This window comes from Massilia atriviolacea, from assembly GCF_003953935.1.
In the GTDB taxonomy this organism is placed as follows: Bacteria; Pseudomonadota; Gammaproteobacteria; order Burkholderiales; family Burkholderiaceae_D; genus Telluria_A; species Telluria_A atriviolacea.
The window spans coordinates 584163-599720 of record NZ_RXLQ01000002.1; the positions used below are offsets into that span (position 1 = coordinate 584163).

The 15558-nt window shown below is 64.8% G+C and carries 14 protein-coding genes and 2 pseudogenes; 12 read left to right on the plus strand and 4 right to left on the minus strand.

The features are described from left to right. Nucleotides 1-70 precede the first annotated feature (70 nt). From EJB06_RS05070 to EJB06_RS05105, 8 genes are all read left to right on the plus strand, one after another. The gene (locus EJB06_RS05070; protein WP_126072897.1) at nucleotides 71-1021 is read left to right on the plus strand and encodes a LysR family transcriptional regulator; all 951 of its coding nucleotides are present in this window, start codon (nucleotides 71-73) and stop codon (nucleotides 1019-1021) included. Nucleotides 1022-1099: 78 nt separating this feature from the next. Next, complete coding sequence (locus EJB06_RS05075; protein ID WP_126072898.1) at nucleotides 1100-1744, plus strand: hypothetical protein; 645 nt, start codon at nucleotides 1100-1102, stop codon at nucleotides 1742-1744. A gap of 13 nt (nucleotides 1745-1757) precedes the next feature. After that, a complete protein-coding gene (locus EJB06_RS05080; RefSeq protein ID WP_126072899.1) occupies nucleotides 1758-5393 on the plus strand; it encodes a hypothetical protein in 3636 nt (1211 codons plus the stop codon). A 169-nt stretch (nucleotides 5394-5562) separates the two neighbouring features. Next, nucleotides 5563-6099, plus strand: a complete 537-nt coding sequence (gene tssB / locus EJB06_RS05085; RefSeq protein WP_126072900.1) for a type VI secretion system contractile sheath small subunit — start codon at nucleotides 5563-5565, stop codon at nucleotides 6097-6099. A gap of 46 nt (nucleotides 6100-6145) precedes the next feature. Continuing rightward, on the plus strand, nucleotides 6146-7636 hold the full coding sequence (gene tssC, locus EJB06_RS05090) for a type VI secretion system contractile sheath large subunit (RefSeq protein WP_126072901.1): 1491 nt from the start codon (nucleotides 6146-6148) through the stop codon (nucleotides 7634-7636). Nucleotides 7637-7734: 98 nt separating this feature from the next. Beyond that, nucleotides 7735-8220 carry an Hcp family type VI secretion system effector gene (locus tag EJB06_RS05095; RefSeq protein WP_126072902.1) on the plus strand — a complete coding sequence of 162 codons (486 nt, stop codon included), beginning with the start codon at nucleotides 7735-7737 and terminating at the stop codon, nucleotides 8218-8220. 183 nt (nucleotides 8221-8403) lie between these two features. Next, nucleotides 8404-8991, plus strand: a complete 588-nt coding sequence (locus tag EJB06_RS05100; RefSeq protein ID WP_126072903.1) for a hypothetical protein — start codon at nucleotides 8404-8406, stop codon at nucleotides 8989-8991. A gap of 546 nt (nucleotides 8992-9537) precedes the next feature. Next, nucleotides 9538-10170: a hypothetical protein gene (locus EJB06_RS05105; protein ID WP_126072904.1), complete on the plus strand. Its 633-nt coding sequence runs from the start codon at nucleotides 9538-9540 to the stop codon at nucleotides 10168-10170. A gap of 51 nt (nucleotides 10171-10221) precedes the next feature. Here the strand turns inward: EJB06_RS05105 and EJB06_RS05110 are convergent. The 3 genes and pseudogenes from EJB06_RS05110 to EJB06_RS33210 form a co-directional block, all read right to left on the minus strand. Next, nucleotides 10222-10485, minus strand: a pseudogene (locus EJB06_RS05110) (transposase domain-containing protein); the annotation flags it as partial. Then, entirely contained in the window at nucleotides 10478-10693 is a 216-nt protein-coding gene (locus tag EJB06_RS33075) for an IS66 family transposase (protein WP_198420773.1), read from the minus strand. The gene EJB06_RS33075 and the pseudogene EJB06_RS05110, both read right to left, overlap by 8 nt. Nucleotides 10694-10725: 32 nt before the next feature. Next, nucleotides 10726-10908: pseudogene (locus EJB06_RS33210) on the minus strand (IS66 family transposase); the annotation flags it as partial. 19 nt (nucleotides 10909-10927) lie between these two features. Between EJB06_RS33210 and EJB06_RS31730 the strand changes: the two are divergent. Beyond that, nucleotides 10928-11242 (plus strand): hypothetical protein, encoded by a 315-nt coding sequence (locus EJB06_RS31730; RefSeq protein WP_164557801.1) that lies wholly within the window; start codon nucleotides 10928-10930, stop codon nucleotides 11240-11242. Here EJB06_RS31730 and tnpB read toward each other — a convergent pair. Next, a complete protein-coding gene (gene tnpB, locus EJB06_RS33080) occupies nucleotides 11221-11604 on the minus strand; it encodes an IS66 family insertion sequence element accessory protein TnpB (RefSeq protein ID WP_126072907.1) in 384 nt (127 codons plus the stop codon). The genes EJB06_RS31730 and tnpB overlap by 22 nt on opposite strands. A 719-nt stretch (nucleotides 11605-12323) precedes the next feature. Between tnpB and tssE the strand changes: the two genes are divergently transcribed. Genes tssE through tssG form a run of 3 tightly spaced genes read left to right on the plus strand, consistent with a single transcriptional unit; the run spans nucleotide 12324 to nucleotide 15554 of the window. Beyond that, complete coding sequence (gene tssE / locus EJB06_RS05130) at nucleotides 12324-12782, plus strand: type VI secretion system baseplate subunit TssE (RefSeq protein ID WP_126072908.1); 459 nt, start codon at nucleotides 12324-12326, stop codon at nucleotides 12780-12782. Nucleotides 12783-12801: 19 nt separating this feature from the next. Then, nucleotides 12802-14556, plus strand: a complete 1755-nt coding sequence (gene tssF / locus EJB06_RS05135; protein ID WP_126072909.1) for a type VI secretion system baseplate subunit TssF — start codon at nucleotides 12802-12804, stop codon at nucleotides 14554-14556. Then, nucleotides 14544-15554, plus strand: a complete 1011-nt coding sequence (gene tssG / locus EJB06_RS05140; RefSeq protein ID WP_126072910.1) for a type VI secretion system baseplate subunit TssG — start codon at nucleotides 14544-14546, stop codon at nucleotides 15552-15554. The genes tssF and tssG overlap by 13 nt, the downstream gene beginning before the upstream one ends. The last annotated feature ends 4 nt before the right edge of the window (nucleotides 15555-15558 follow it).

Below are 15558 nucleotides of genomic sequence, written 5' to 3' on the forward strand. Positions count from 1 at the left end.
TGACTATATTCACAGCCATAAAGGAGATAAACTACCTGCCGAGGCAATGATTAGTTCTTGAAAGGCAAAAATGGCGCGGCGTTACGGACACCTGGGCGATGTGGAAATCTTTTTGGCGGTGGCCGAGCACGGTTCGCTCACAGCGGCGGCGGTCACGCTGGCGACCACGGCATCGGTCATCAGCCGCGCGCTGGGCAGGCTGGAGCAGCGCCTCGGCAGCCAGCTGTTCCGGCGCACCACGCGCAGCCTGCGCATTACCGATGCGGGCCAGCTGTACCTGGAACAGTCGCTGGCCGCGTTCGCGCTGATCGACAACGCCGAACGCGCCATCCAGGGACAGGCCGGCGAGGTGGCGGGCCGCGTGCGGCTGAGCGTGCCGACCACTTACGGCCATTACCGCCTGCCGCAGCTGCTGGACGCATTCGCGCGGCAATATCCGCTGGTGCGGGTCGAGCTCAACATCGCCAACCGCAACGTGGACCTGGTGGCGGAAGGTTTCGATGTGGCGGTGCGCCTGGGCGAGCTGCCCGACAGCGGCATGGTGGCGCGCAAGCTGGAAGACGCGCCGCTGTGCCTGGTGGCTTCGCCCGCGTATCTGCGGCGCGAAGGCACGCCGGCCTCGTTCGAGCAATTGCAGCGGCATGCCTGCATCTGCTTCGTCATGCCGAGCAGCGGGCGCGTCTCGCCCTGGCTGCTGCGCGACGCGGCGGGCGATGTGGACTGGTCGCCGGACGCGCGCATCACCGTGTCGGACGATGTGCTGGGCGTGGTGTCGCTGGCGGCCCACGGCCTGGGCGTGTGCCAGAGCTACGATTTTATCGTGCGCGAACGCATCGAGCGGGGCGAACTGGTCGAGCTGCTGCCGCAGCTGGGCGGGCGCACGCGGACGTTTTCGGCGATTTACGCGGGTCACCGGCGTCCGTCGGCCGCCGCGCGCGCGCTGATCGAGGCGCTTGGCGCGCCGTCCGGGAAGGGCGACGGAGCGCGGGGTAACAGCGGCGCTGTTACCCCAAGATACTGACGCCGCTGCGCCATCGGCGCTAAGGTTCGACGGACAGCGCCATGGCGGCGCGCTTCGCAACCGGACCTTCGACACCCCATGCTCCATCCCCTTTGCAGCCTGTGGCGGCATAACTGCCGTGTGACGTTCTACGAGTCGGGAAGCCAGGCGCGATTCGCCGCGCCCGACCGGCTGCACCAGCAGTCCATGGCCGGCGCGCCGCGCACCTTCACGAGCAACGACGACGCCTACCATTACCTGCGCCACTGGATGGGCGAACCGGCCGCGCGCGCGGAACTGGGCTGGCTGCTGCAACGCTCCGGCCCCTCGCTGTCGACCGCGCGCGCAGGCGACGATGGCTGGCTGCACGCACTGGCGGCGCGCATCGTCGGCGGGGAGGTGCTGGTGATGGAAGAACTGAACCGGCAAGCGATGCCCGGACGCCTGGTGGCCGCCGGCGGTGGCGCCGCAGCCGCAGCCTCGCTCGCGGCCTTGCCGTCGCTGGCGTCGCAGCCCAAGGTACCGGTGGTCGTGCCGATCCTGCCGGTGCTGGAAGAGCTGCGCATCGAAGGCGCCGAAGTGTTGCCGGAACTCGACCAGTCGCTGGCCGAGGTCGAACTGTCCATCGCCAGATTCTCCGGCGCGTCGCTCTCGCTCGACCCGGCGCCCGACAAGGTGGCGCAGATCGCCGCCGCCATGAAGGCCGCCGCCGACGAGGCCCAGGCTACCCTGTCCTCATCGTGACCCGGAACGTTCCATGAAAATCGTCGACGATTGCCTGACCGTCCTGCCGCAAAGCGCCGCGCGCATTGCCGCCGCCCTGCAACAGGCCGCGCAAACGGTGGCGCAGCAGGGCCAGGGATTTGCCGGCGACGTGAGCGCCTGCGCCGCGTCGATGGCGACCGACATGGCCGCGCTGCGCGACCGGCTGGCGACGCTACCGGGCATCCTGGATCCCGCGCCCGTGATCGCATGCTGCACCGATGGCCTGCAGCGCGCCGTGTCCGACCTGCGCCGCCTTGCGGACGACGCGGCTGCGATTCCGGAACGCCTGCTGCGGCAGGCGTCCGAGGTGGAACCGGTGATTGCCGCCGCAGCCAGGGCGGTCGATTCGTGCGGCACCATCCTGCCATCGCTGGCAGACCTGGTGCCGGATGTGGCGCCGCACGTGGCGACGTTCAACAGCGTGCCCGCACGAGGGCGGGCACTGGTGGCGCTGGCGCAGGGCAGCGTGGGCATCGTTTCGGCATACGGCAGCGGCCTGGCTGCGCTGCCCGGCGCCGGCGTGGAAAGTGCACAGGCCCAGGCGGCGCAACTGCAAAGCGACAGCCTGGCGCAGCTGGCAAGCCTGCGCGGCACCATCGGCACCAACGTGGCCGACCTGAACGCCCAACTGGCGCTGGCCACCGGCCAGGCCAACGACACGCTGGCCGGACTGGCGGGCACTATCCGCTCCAGGGGCGCGGCGCTGCTGGAGCCGGTGCAAAGCCAGATCGTGTATGTGGACGAGATCGACGCCGCACTGCAACGCGAAGGCGCCGCCTGCGACGCATTGTTCGACGACGGCGCCGCGCAGCTGGACCGGCTGGGCGAGCTGTTGACCGAACCGCTGGCGGCGGCGCGCGCGCAGGTGGACCAGGTCATGGCCGAACTGACGGCCGTGGGCGAGGGCGTCGACGCGCTGATGCAAAAGGCGCTCGACCCGCTCGACGCCCTCGACACCCGCTTGCGGGAGGTGGCGCAGGCGCTGCGCGCGCTGTCGGCCACGATTGCTGAGGAGGTGGAGCAGGTGCGGGCGCTGCTGGCCGAACTGGACACCGCGCTCGACGAAGCGCGCGCCATGCTGGCCACGCTGCCCGGCTACTTCGACCCGGTGCGCGGCATGATCGGCGACGCGGTGGCGCTGATCAACGACATCGCCGCGCGCATTCCGCAGTTCGTGGCCGCAGCCAACGCGGCGCTCGACCGCGCCGCCAGCGAAATGGACCAGGCGGACGTCTTGTGCGACAACGCCATCACGATCTGCACGCGCTACATGCCGCGCGTGGCGTCGCTGGCGGTGGCGCGCATGCTGTTCGTCGGAGTCAAGGCCATGGTGCCGGGCGTGAAGGCGACCATCGTGGCGGCGCGCGGCGCGGTGCGTGCTGCGGGCGAACAGGCCACGGGCCTGATGCAGCAGGCCGTGGCGGCGGTGGAGGCGCTCAATCCGGTGCTGGACCAGGCCATCGCGCAGCTTCAGGTCGTGATCGACCTGCTGGGCGCGCAGCTGGACAAGCTCAAGGCCGCACTGGCGCAGGTGGATGAGACGCTGGCGGCGGCGCCGCCGGCCATCGACGAGCAGATCGAATCGGCCTGCGCCGCAGCCGACGACGTGGTGGCGCAGCTGCGCGGCGCGGCCGAGGATTGCATCGCACAACTGCAATGCAAGGAACAGGTGGAAAAGGTCAAGGCGGAGCTTGACGCGCTGATCGACAGTACGCTCGCGCCCATCGAGGCGCAGTTGCAGGAGTCGGCCGCGCCCCTGCGCGATGCGCTGGCGCAGGGCAAGGCGGGCGTGCGGCAGGCTGTTGCAGCCGCGCGCGATGGCCTGGGCCAGGTCGCCGGAGCGCTGCGCGAGGTGCACCAGCAGGCGCAATCGTATCCCGAACGGTTGGCCGGCGAAGTCGAGGGAATGCAGCCGCGCGTGCAGTCGATGTCCGACGCGGCGGGCCGGCGCGTGAGCGAGGCCCGCGACGGCGTCATGGCGCGCATCGACGAGGCGGAAAGCAGCATCGCCGGCATCACCTGGGACGGCGTGGTGGCGGCGCTGGTTCCGCCCGGGCAGTTGGCCGCGATGAAGAGCGCGCTCGATGAGCTGTTGGGCAAGGCAGGCGCCGACCTGTCGCTGGCCCGGCTGGGCGACGCGATCGTCAACTGGGAGGACGAGGTGCAGCAGGTGCAGGCGCGGTGGAGCGCGCGCTGCGAGCAGGGCGCGGACATGGCGCGCCAGGGACTCGTGCAGGTGCAGGCCGCCGCCGATGGCGTCAGGGACGACGCGCAGCGCGCGGCGGCCGACGTGGTGGATGTCGGCGAGATCAGGGAGCGGATCGAGGCTTCCTTTGCCGATATGCGGCAGCAGAGCGAGGACGCGATCGCGCAGGCCGGGTCGGCGATGGAGGACATGAAGGACAGGGTGGACAGCGCCCGTTCCGATGCCGACAAGGTGGTGGAGGATTACGCCGCCGCCAGCGACGCGCTGATGGCCGATATCGAGTCGGTCAAGGACGACGCCTTGGCGGCGGCCGAGGCGGCGCAGCAGGCCGGGCGCGATGTCGAGGCGGGCATTACGGAAGCGTCGGCGCAGGTGAATGCGGCTGTCGAGAAAGCGCTGGCCGAGACCGAGGCCTGCAAGGACGAGGCGCAGGCGGGATGCAACGCCGCGCTGGAGAAGGTGGAATCGGTACAGGCGCAGGTCAACGCGGCGCGTGCGGATGTCATCTCGGCCGAGTCCATCGTCGACGCCGCGGTGGCGGAACATGGAGGCACGTCGAACAAGGCTGAACCGGATGCCGCGAAGGAGAAGGCCGGTGGCGCGGACGGTGAAGCCGCTGCGGCTGGCGGCGATGGCGGTGGATCCAGCGCGTCCGCCAAGGATGGTGCGGCCGATGAGGCAGGGATATCCACCACGGCAGATGCCGCCAGTGAGAGCGCCGCTGCCGCTGGGTCCTCCGGTCACACCGCCGCAGACGGCACCGGCAATAGCGGTGCTGCGGCCGACACATCGGCGCAGCCAGTGAACGAGGCGCCCGCCACAGGCCAGGGCAGCGCCGAAGCGCCTGCGCAGGCGGCCGGTCCGGCATCGGTGTCGTCAACCGGCGAAGCCGGCGCGAAAGACGATGTGGCGCAGCCGTCCGCGGACTCGCCGGGAGATGCTGCGGCGGTTCCCCAATCGAGCGAGCGGGACGCGCCCTCTACGCCAGCATTGGACGGCGCAGCCGACATGCCATCATCGGAGCCGGACCTGGAGCCCGAGACCGAAGCGAAAGCGCCGCTTACGCCGCCGCCACCGTCCGGCGAGGGCGAACGAGGGACCCTGCAGGAACCTGGCGGCACGCCTGCATCCGCGCGGCCGGAATCGAGGCCGGCGGCAGTGCAGGCGGCAGCGCTTGACACAGCATTGGCACCTGTCGTTGAACCTGGCGCCGATGCTATTGCGGACGCACTCGCCGCCGCCGAACAAATCGCCGCGCCCGACAGCGAGCTGCTGGTGCAAGCCGCCAACGCAGCCAGCGATCGCAACGCAAAAATCGCGGAGCTGCTCGATCAAGCCGCAGCCGAATCCGACCCCGCCACCTGGGCCGACATGCTTGCGGAGCAGGCTGCAAAGGCGGCATCCGCACCGGCGCAAACATAGCGTCGCTTTTTGCGCCGCCTGATACCACGTTGATACTTGTGTTACGTGCCAGCCGACTCCTACCATGACTTTCGAACCAACCGATTTACAAAGCGTGCTGACGTTGTGGCCGGGGTCCGGATGACCTGTTCGATCGTCGGTCCAGTTCAAATTTTTTAGTGAGGGTGTGATGGCAGACAGCTTGCAAAAATGGGTGGGACGGAATCGTCCGCCGCGCGTGCAGATTACCTACGACGTTGAAATTGGCGGCGCCGTCGAGAAGAAGGAATTACCGCTGGTGGTGGGCCTGCTGGCGGACCTGTCCGGCCAGCCGCTGGTGGCGCCGCCAAAACTGAAGGCGCGCCGCCTGGTCGACATCGACCGCGACAACTTCAACGAGGTCATGGCCAAGATTGCGCCGCGCCTGGACCTGTCGGTGCCGGACACCTTCAAGAAGGACGGCAACCTGAAGATCGAATTGAACTTCACCGAATTCGATCACTTCCATCCCGAATCGATCGTGCGCCAGGTGCCGCGCCTGGCCAAGCTGCTGGAAGTGCGCCAGCAGCTGCGCGACCTGCTCGGCAAGCTCGACGGCAACGACGAGCTCGACACGATGCTGGAAAACATCGTGCAGAACACGGAAGAGCTCAAGGCGCTGCAGGCCGACGGCTCGCCGGCGCCCGCCGAAGCCGAAGCCGAGCCGGCCGAACCGGTTCCCTCCTGATAGCGCTTGCGCGCTGTTTTCTCCACACTACCGAGAGAGTACAACCATGGCCAGCAACCAAGCAGTACAGGCCGGTGCGAGCAGCACCACCAACCACGACATGAGCCTGCTGGATCGCATCATCCAGGAAGGCAAGATGGCGGTCGAGCCATCGCAAAAAACCTACGCCCGCGCCCTGTTGGGGCAGTTCGCCACCCAGGTGCTGGACGAGGGCATGACCAAGGCGCCGGACAAGGGCATCGTCGCCATGATCAACGAGCGCGTCTCGCAGATCGACACCATTCTCAGCGACCAGGTCAACGCCATCATGCACAGCGAAGGCTTCCAGGCGCTGGAAGGCTCCTGGCGCGGCCTGCGCGACATGGTGATGGGCACCGAGACCGGTCCCAAGCTGAAACTGCGGCTGCTGAACGTGTCCAAGAAAGAGCTGCTCAAAGACCTGGAAGGCGCGGTCGATCACGACATGAGCGTGCTGTTCAAGAAAATTTACGAAGAAGAATACGGCACCTTCGGCGGCAATCCGTATTCGCTGTTCATCGGCGACTATTATTTCGGCCGCCATCCGCAGGATATGGCGCTGATCGAGCGGCTCTCGAAAGTGGCGGCCGCCGCGCATGCGCCGTTTATCGCCGCTGCGGCGCCGTCTCTGTTCGACATGACATCGTTCACGGAACTGGGCGTGCCGCGCGATATGTCGAAAATCTTCGACAGCGCCGAGCTGACCACCTGGCGCGGCTTCCGCGAATCGGAAGACTCGCGTTATGTAGCCCTGGTGCTGCCGCGCTACGCCGCACGGCTGCCGTATGGCGCCAAGACCATCCCGGTGGAATCGTTCGCGTTCGAGGAAGACGTGGACGGCAAGGACCATAGCAAGTACCTGTGGGCCAATTCGGCTTACCAGCTGGGGCTGCGCATTACCGATTCGTTCGCCAAGCATAGCTGGACCACGGCGATCCGCGGCGTGGAAGGCGGCGGCAAGATCACCGGCATGACGGCGCATGCGTTCAAGACCGATGATGGCGACGTGGTGCTCAAGTGCCCGACCGAGGTGACCATTACCGACCGGCGCGAAAAGGAATTGAATGACCTGGGCTTTATCGCCGTGGTCAATTCCAAGGGCTCGGATACGGCGGCGTTTTTCGGCGGGCAGTCGGTCAACAAGCCGAAGCTGTACAACCTGGATTCGGCCAATGCCAACGCGGCGCTGTCGTCGCGGCTGCCGTATGTGCTGGCGGCGTCGCGCTTTGCGCATTACATCAAGGTCATCATGCGCGACAAGATCGGCAGCTTCCAGACGCGCGCGGCCGTGGAAAACTTCCTCAATAACTGGCTGAGCGACTACGTGCTGCTGAGCGCGAATGCGACGCAAGGCGAGAAGGCGCGTTTCCCCTTGTCCGAAGGCCGCGTCGACGTCACCGAAGTGGCAGGCAAGCCAGGCGCTTATCGTGCCACGGTATTTTTGAAACCGCACTTCCAGATGGAGGAGTTGACCACGTCGATCCGTTTGGTCGCCGAACTGCCGGCCGCCGCGGCCTGACGGACTGGCGCCGCCGGTACCAGGCTGTTTTCTCACCTTAAACCCGCACGGCACGCGCAAGGCGCAGTTGCCGCTGCACTCACATTGCGGAGTTATATATGTCGGACGTTCTTATTCTGGATTTAGGTAAAGACCTCAAGGGTAACTGCACAATCAAAGGCTATGAGAATCAGATCATTGTCAGTTCGTTTTCTCATAGCGCTTATCTGCCGATGGGCAGCGACGCCGGCAACACCGAACGCACCATGGGCCGTCCGGTTTTATCGGAGATGTCGTTCTCGAAGTCATCCGATCTGTCGACGACGGCGCTGTTCAAATCCTGTACCCAGGGCGCCAAGCTCGGCCCGGCCAAATTAAATATCGGCCGCGTCGAAAACGGCGTGTACATGAATTTCATGACTTATACCATGAGCAACGCGATGATTTCGCAGATGAGTTGCAGCGGTGGCGGCGGGATTCCGAACGATTCGTTCTCCATCAACTTCACCAAGATCGAGGCGTTGTTTACGCAGCAGCAGACGGATTCGACGGCCAAGGGAACGGGTACGTGGAACTGGAACCTGGAAACGATGAAGGCGGATTGATCGTGCGCGGATTTTCTCCGATTGCCTGATTTTGCCTGGATTGGTGGAGTGCAGACTTGAAGGCGATAGAGGGTCGGGGCGCAGTTGGTTGTCCACGCTGAGGTGGCCGTGTGCCGTCGGCCCGGTGCATCTCAGCGGCAAGTCAGCAGGTAAATTTATCAAGTCTATAAAGGAGTGATTATTATGGCCTGCGCCAACGGATGCGTCCCCGACAAACTTGAGAAAAATTACTGCGGAAAGTGCTGTCGTCTATTGGGTAGTGTAGACCTCACTGCACAGGAAGTTAAGCGGGTTGGTGACCCTGTGCCAGAGAATTGCAAATGTCTGAATGTGCATGGCCATGGTGGACGATTCGGGCATGACATCCCCCGGATAGCAATACCAACTAACATGACGGTAGCATACTGGGTTAAAGACAAGGAGCTGTATTCCGCGCAGCTCAATCCGTATGACGTGGCCGGAAATCCCGAAAAAGGGCCGGTTGAACTCGCGGTTGGCTCCTCCGAAAAATATTTCACATGGGCTCTGGCGAGCGGTGAACCCGCTCCACATCCTGGAGCGCAAGTGAAATCCAATCTGATCGAAGCGATTCTCCACGCGGTAAAAAACGATAAGGCATCGTGGCTTGTCGATACTGGCAAGATAGGATCGACCAAACAGGGCGTGATTTCACTTTCTTACATTTGCAGCACGATCAATCAAATTCAAGATGCGTCTAGGTATTTATGGCGTATTAACTGGATTTGTTGCAGGGAAGAACTTTCACGATGATACTCAACGAATTTTCTCGAGCGGACGTCTAGCATCAAACGCCTTTCATGCCGCAGCGGAGAAGCAGAAGCGCCGCCGACAAGGCAACGCAACCGGACGGCTGTAACCGGCTTTTTTGTGGACTCCAACGGCAATCCGGGGCGCTTGCAGCAACCGGGCGCTGGTCTCGGATGTGTGCTCGTCACCCGCGTAAGCGGTTACGGATTGGAGAGCGACAGAGGGGTGATGTATGGCTTTGCGATACAGGCTTGTTACTTGTGTTACGCGAAAGCGGACTTCTACCGTCCATTCAAACCATCCCTGCTTAACAGTCAGCTCGACGGCAAGGGACTGCCGGGTCGCCTCTGCACCTCCCCCATCGGTCAACTTTCGGCCGGCAGATCCAACGAGCGTGGCTGTGATGTCGGAGAGCTCGCAGAAATGGATGGGACGCAATCGTCCCACGCGTGTCCAGACCGAAACGAACGGGGACGGGGAATTGGGACGTAGGGACGATGAAGGCGGATTGACGGTCCGCGACGTTTGTTTTTCGACAGGAGTTGACAAATGGCACTCAAAAATATTTATGGATGCAAGCAGTCCGTATTCGACGCTCGCAAGGACGGCTCCTGCTGGGGGATCTCGATCGATTTTTGCCGGCGGGCACTCGACCACGGTGCGTTGCAGGCAATTGCGTCAATGGTGGATGAAAAGGCTTCAGTCGCTGAGAAGGCTGAACTCTATATGAAAGCTCAGGATAGCCGGATCCACGCGGTCGCAAAGCCCATGTTTATCCCCGATACTGGGGGCGAGATGAAATTCGGGGCGACCAGCCTGGCGGGACAGATCAACGAGGGTATCGCAATTCAGCTGCGCCATAACGTCGTCCAGGATCTGATCGCAGCCTTCGGAATCAAGAACATCGGCACGCTTACTTCCTTCTATGAAGGTGGCACCGAGACGATGATCCAGCGGCTTATTTCGCTGAGCAGGAAAGCTGGAAAGACCTGCGTCATGCTGGACTTGCAGAATCCTAGCGAGGGGCATTCGGTCGTCCTCAGTTACGAAGCGCCGGCGATATATTTTTTCGATTCGAACGAAGGTCTCTTCAGCGCCGAGATGGACACTGTGGCGGCTGATCTAACCAAGCGATTTGAGTGCTGGCAGTATACTTTTGCGCACTTGCTGGTCAAAAAATAGGCCACTTATGGCGCTCCGTTATGCGTTCCCCGGTAAGACGCGACTAAGCGGTCACGTGGCGGCGCGTGTGCGTAGCCCGCCAATGTCATGCAGGTCGGACTGCAGCGGATTATCCGCGAACATCCCTTTCCAGATCCGTGGCGTGAGCTGATGCACCAGTGACGCCGGGTGCTGGTCGACACGCTGCAGCACGTCCACGAAGTTGTCGTACGGATTGATGTCGTGCAGCCGGCAGGTGGCTAGCAGGCTTTGCACAATGCCGACGTGCTTGGCGCTCAGCTCGGTCCAACTGGACAGGCAGTTCTTTTTACGCATGCGGCAGAAAGCCCCGCTTGTCGAGCTGCTCGTGGATCCAGGTGAAGAATCGCTCGAGGACAGGGTTCGCGCGCTCCTGTCGCTTTGCCAACTTCGGCTGTCCTTTCAGGCCATCGTCGCGAATTTGCCGCTCGACCTTGAAGAGAGGGGCGATCGCGTGCCGTGCCTGGTCAGTTTGCGCCGGCTCGATCTCCCTGGCATCAACGATGTTACGCCGCGCAGAGCCTGATCAGCGCGAAGTCTGATAACCGGGCGCACATACCTGAGGATGACGTAGCTGCCGGGACGCCGGTTCAGGCGATAGCTGACCTTCTCGCCGATCACCTCGAAGTCTGCCGGATCAAGTCCTGCCGCCTCGTCATTGCCCACGGCGATAACCTCGACCGGTACCTTCGACTCGTCAAACAACAGGGCCGCGCCATCGTTGCCATCGATGAGATTCATGTTTTCGTTCCTGGGTGCGCTCATGCGCCGCGATCCTGTTCGTTTTAGCCGACGCCGCCTCATCGGGAACGACGTCGAACGCCTCGCCCAGTGTATCCTTGATGCCTTCCGGTTCCGGCAACCGACGCTTTTCTGCCCGAAATTCTGCCGATGGAACCACCCCACTTGGCGGCCCAGGCAGACGATTTTGCGCTCCTTCGCGTCGAGCAAAGCGCTCATCTGCGGCACAATCATCCTGTTGCTGGACTGGCGGTTTCAGAGGCGGAATATTGGTCGGAAGGCATGGCAATATCATAAAATGTTCGCCGGGTGAGCCGGGTGATTTTGGGTCCCGATGACAGGTTTTTTTGTGGCGCTTGCGCACCTGTTTCGGTTCGATCCGACCGAGCAGCAGTTTGAGGCCCGTCCAGTCCATTTCGCAGCTTGCGACATCAGCCCAGTTGCTGAGAAACCAACCTTGCTCGAGACGCTTAACCCATACGCAAAGACCGATCCGGGCGGAGTACAAACGCGGATCTGGGCGGCACGGCGATTGAGCAACGCGAACAGGTTCCTAAATAGCGGATCCTGATGCATGACGTGCTTCGCCAGCGCGTAGAGGACATCGAACGACAGGCGCATGTTGACCAGCTGCCCGTACAGGAATACCGGCACTTGGCCTTCAGGGAAGCACATCAGCGCTTCCAGATCGTCAGGACAACACCACCGCCAAGATCGGTCCTAACGTCAGTTGCGGCGGCCGGCCCCGGCGCCGATGCAGGCGAATGGGCCATGGACGTGACGTCAGCTGTACTCGCAATGGTGCCGAGGTCAATGAATGCTGCTGGCTGTGCGAGCTGGGCCGCGCGCTCTCTGGCGGCGGCCAGCTTCGACCGCCAAAGATGGAAGCGGGCCGTTCACACTGATTCATCTCGGCAGAAGACAGCGATGGTCTTGCCGCTTTGCGCATGCCGGAGCAAGCGGTTACGCCAGGCGGCTTCCTTAGAGGTGCGAGACTCTAGCTTGTACATGTCCGGCTCCGTGTTGTTGAACTCGGAGGGGATTGTGCCGACTTGATCACTCGTAAGATAGAACGCCGCTCAGGAACGGGCTACGGACGGCTGATATCCATCTGAGCGCGTTCTTGACGTCCGTAATGCCACACCATCGATCGTTTTGAACATCATCTCGCAAACATATCAGCGCTTCGGTGCCACGTCTCACGGCCTCGCCATGTCACCGTTCGCAGGCGCCGACAATTCCATTCACTCTACAGTACCGTTGATACCCACTTGATACTTGTGTTACGGGATCGGCGGGTCCTAACATCAATTCCAGATGAAGCGATTTACACAGCACTACCGGCAACAGTCGTTTGTGCCGCTTTCCTGCGCAACGTTAGATTGGTGATTTTGATGACTACTCTGCTGTCCGGTTCCCTGGTTCCATTGTTCGACCGCCTCGGCGGCGACCTGGCCGCTTCCGCCGACGGCCGCATACTCGACGCCGCCGGCCTGCAGCAGTCGCTCCAGCACGACCTGGTTCGCCTCTTCAACGTGCGCAATTCCCTGGCGATCGACCAGTTCCTGGGCGACGTCCCGACAGTGCTCGACTACGGCCTGCCCGACACCCTGGCCCTGTCGCCGCAATCGGCATCCGACCTGCGCCGCTGGGAACTGGTCATGGCGCGCGCCATCGCCCTGTACGAGCCGCGCCTGTCGCAGGTACGCGTGCTGGTGACCGCGGATGCCAGCAACCCCATGGCCGCCCGCGTCACCATCGGCGCCGCCGTCGCCCTCGGCCGGCAGCTGTGCCAGGTCCACTTCGACGTCGTCCTGGACGCCCAGGCCGCGCGCCTCGACGCCGCCGCCTGAGCCCCAAGGAAAACCCACCATGAACGCCCAGGACGAACTGCTCGAATACTACCGCCGCGAAATGAGCTACCTGCGCACGCAGTCGGCCGATTTCGCCGCGCGCTACCCCAAGGTCGCGCAGCGCCTGGTGCTCACCGGGGCCGAAGCGCCCGACCCGCACACCGAACACCTGATCGAATCGGTCGCCTTCCTCAGCGCCCGCGTGCATCGCGAGCTTGACCGCGATTTCCCCACCGTGGCCGCCGCCATGCTCGACAAGCTGTGCCCCAGCCTCACGCAACCCGTGCCCGCCATGACCGTCATGCAGCTCACGCTCGACCCGGCCGAAGGCAAGGTCACCGCCGGCACCCGGGTCGCGCGCGGCACCATGCTGTCGACCACCGCCGCCAGCGGCCAGCAATGCCGCTTCCAGACTGGCTGGGACACCACCCTGTGGCCCCTGCGCGTGCACGCCGTGGCCCAGGAAGACCCGCGCACCCTGCGCCTGGACTTCCAGTGCGACCCCGGCATCGACCTCGCCGAACTCGATATCGACACCTTGCGCCTGCACCTGTCGGGCGAGCTGCTCACCACCATGCCGCTGCACGAACTGCTGATCAGCGGCCTGCAATACCTCGAAGTCTCCGGCAGCGCCGGCGTGCAGCGCATGGCGCCGCGCCACCTGGCCGCCGCCGGTTTCGCCGAGGACGAAGCCATGCTGGCCAGCCCGGCCCACGCCCATCCCGCCTACGGCCTGCTGCAGGAGTATTTTGCCTTCCCGCGCAAGTTCCAGTTCTTCGACGTCAGCGGCTTGAAACATCGCCTGGGCAGCGGCAGCGTGTTTTCTCTGCGCCTGGTGTTCACCCACAGCGCGCGCGTGCTCTCGCTGCTCGCGCCGGACAACCTGCTGCTCGGCTGCGTGCCCGCCCTGAACCTGTTCCCCGTCACCAGCGAGCCGATTGCCTTCGACCGCCGCCAGTACGAGTACCTGCTGCTGGCCGACCGCAAGCGCGATGCCGTCACCGAAATCCACTCGATCGTCTCGGTCACGGCGTCCGACCCGCGCGCCGAGCGCTGCATGACCATCCCCAGCGCGTTTGCGGACGCCGACGGCAGCGACGGCGAAACCGGCCTGTCGTGGACCATGCGCCGCGAAGTGAGCCTGCGTAAGGGCATCAGCGGCACCGACGTCTACCTCGGCTTTGTCGACCACGGCGACGTCCATACCGACCTGCCGCAACCGGTGGTGTACGCCCAGCTCCTGTGCACCAACCGCCTGCTGGCCGACCAGATCGCACCCGGCACGCGCTTTTACGGGGAGGGCGTCGCCACCTCCACCACCATCCGGGCGCTGTACCAGCCCAGCGCCCAGCGTCCGCCCACCATGGCCAACAAGGCCCTGTGGTCGCTGGTGTCCCTGCTGCGCTTAAATCACGGATCGCTGGTCGGCGGCACCACCGGCGTGGCCACCTTGCGCGACATGCTCTCGCTGTTCGCCGGCGGCAGCCTGCGCGAGCAGGTGCAGATCCGCGGCATCAAGCAGTTGACCGCCAGCGTCGGCACCGCGCGCCTGGGGGGCGACAGCTGGCGCGGCCACTGCCGGGGCACCGACATCGTCCTCGAATTCGACACCGACGCTTTCGCCGGCACCTCGCCGCTGGTACTGGCCAGCGTGCTGGCGCGCTTTTTCGCGCTTTACACCTCTGCCAATTCCTTCGTGCGCCTGTCGGTCTGGCGCGCCGGCGAATGCTGGATGCAGTGGCCTGCCATGACGGGGCGACAATGCCTGATCTGATCTCCCAGCTGCGCCGCGCGCCGCAATCGTTCGACCTGTTCCAGGCCATCAGCCTGCTCGAACGCGGCGCCCCCGAATGCGCACCCGTCGGCGCCGGCCTGGGCATGGATGAAGCGGTGCGCCTGGCCGCCCAGGTGGACATGGCCTTCGCCCCCAGCGACATCGCCAGCCTGGCCGACAGCGCCCGTCCCGGGCCGGGGCTCACCCTGCGCACCGCCGCACTGTCGCTGGCCGGCGCCCAGGGTCCGCTGGCCGCACCGTTTACCGACATGCTGCTGGCGCGCCGCCGTCAGCGCGACAGCGCCGGCCTCGACTTCCTCGATATGTTCAACCAGCGCCTGCTCGGCTTCTGGCACCGCGCGCGCGCCAAGCATCACCTGGCGCTGCAGGCGCCCGGACCGTCGCCGCTGCCGCGCAGCCTGGACGCCTTGTCCGGCCTTGGCCGCGCCGAGGGTGCGCATGGCCCGGCCGGGGAACTGGGCTGGCTGCGCCACGCCGGCCTGCAAGGCGCCGCGCCGCGTTCCATGGCGACCTTGCTGGCATTGCTGCGCGACCGCACCGGCGTGCCGTTCGACGGCGAGCAGTTCGTCGGCCACTGGCACGCCCTGGCAGCAGGCGACAAGGCGCGCCTGCAAAGCCGCCGACCGCAGGCGCTCGGCATGGGCGCGTGCCTCGGTGCGCGCGCCTGGGACCAGGCGGCCGGCATGGCGCTTACCGCGCCGCCGCTGGATCCGCGCGATTTTGCCGCGCTGCTGCCGACCGGGCCGCGCTTCGCGCTGGTCGGCTGGCTGGTGGCGCGCCACCTCCAGCGCGACATCACGGTCACCATTGCGCTGGAATTGAAGGCCGCACCGGCCACCCGGCTGGCCGGCCGCCTTGCCCAGGCCCTGCCGCCAAGGCTGGGTCACAGCGCCTGGCTGGGCAGCCGCACCAACGCGGCGCGTCCGGCATCCCTGTACCAGCGTGCCCGCTTCGAGCTGGCGCCAGAGCGGAGCTGACAGC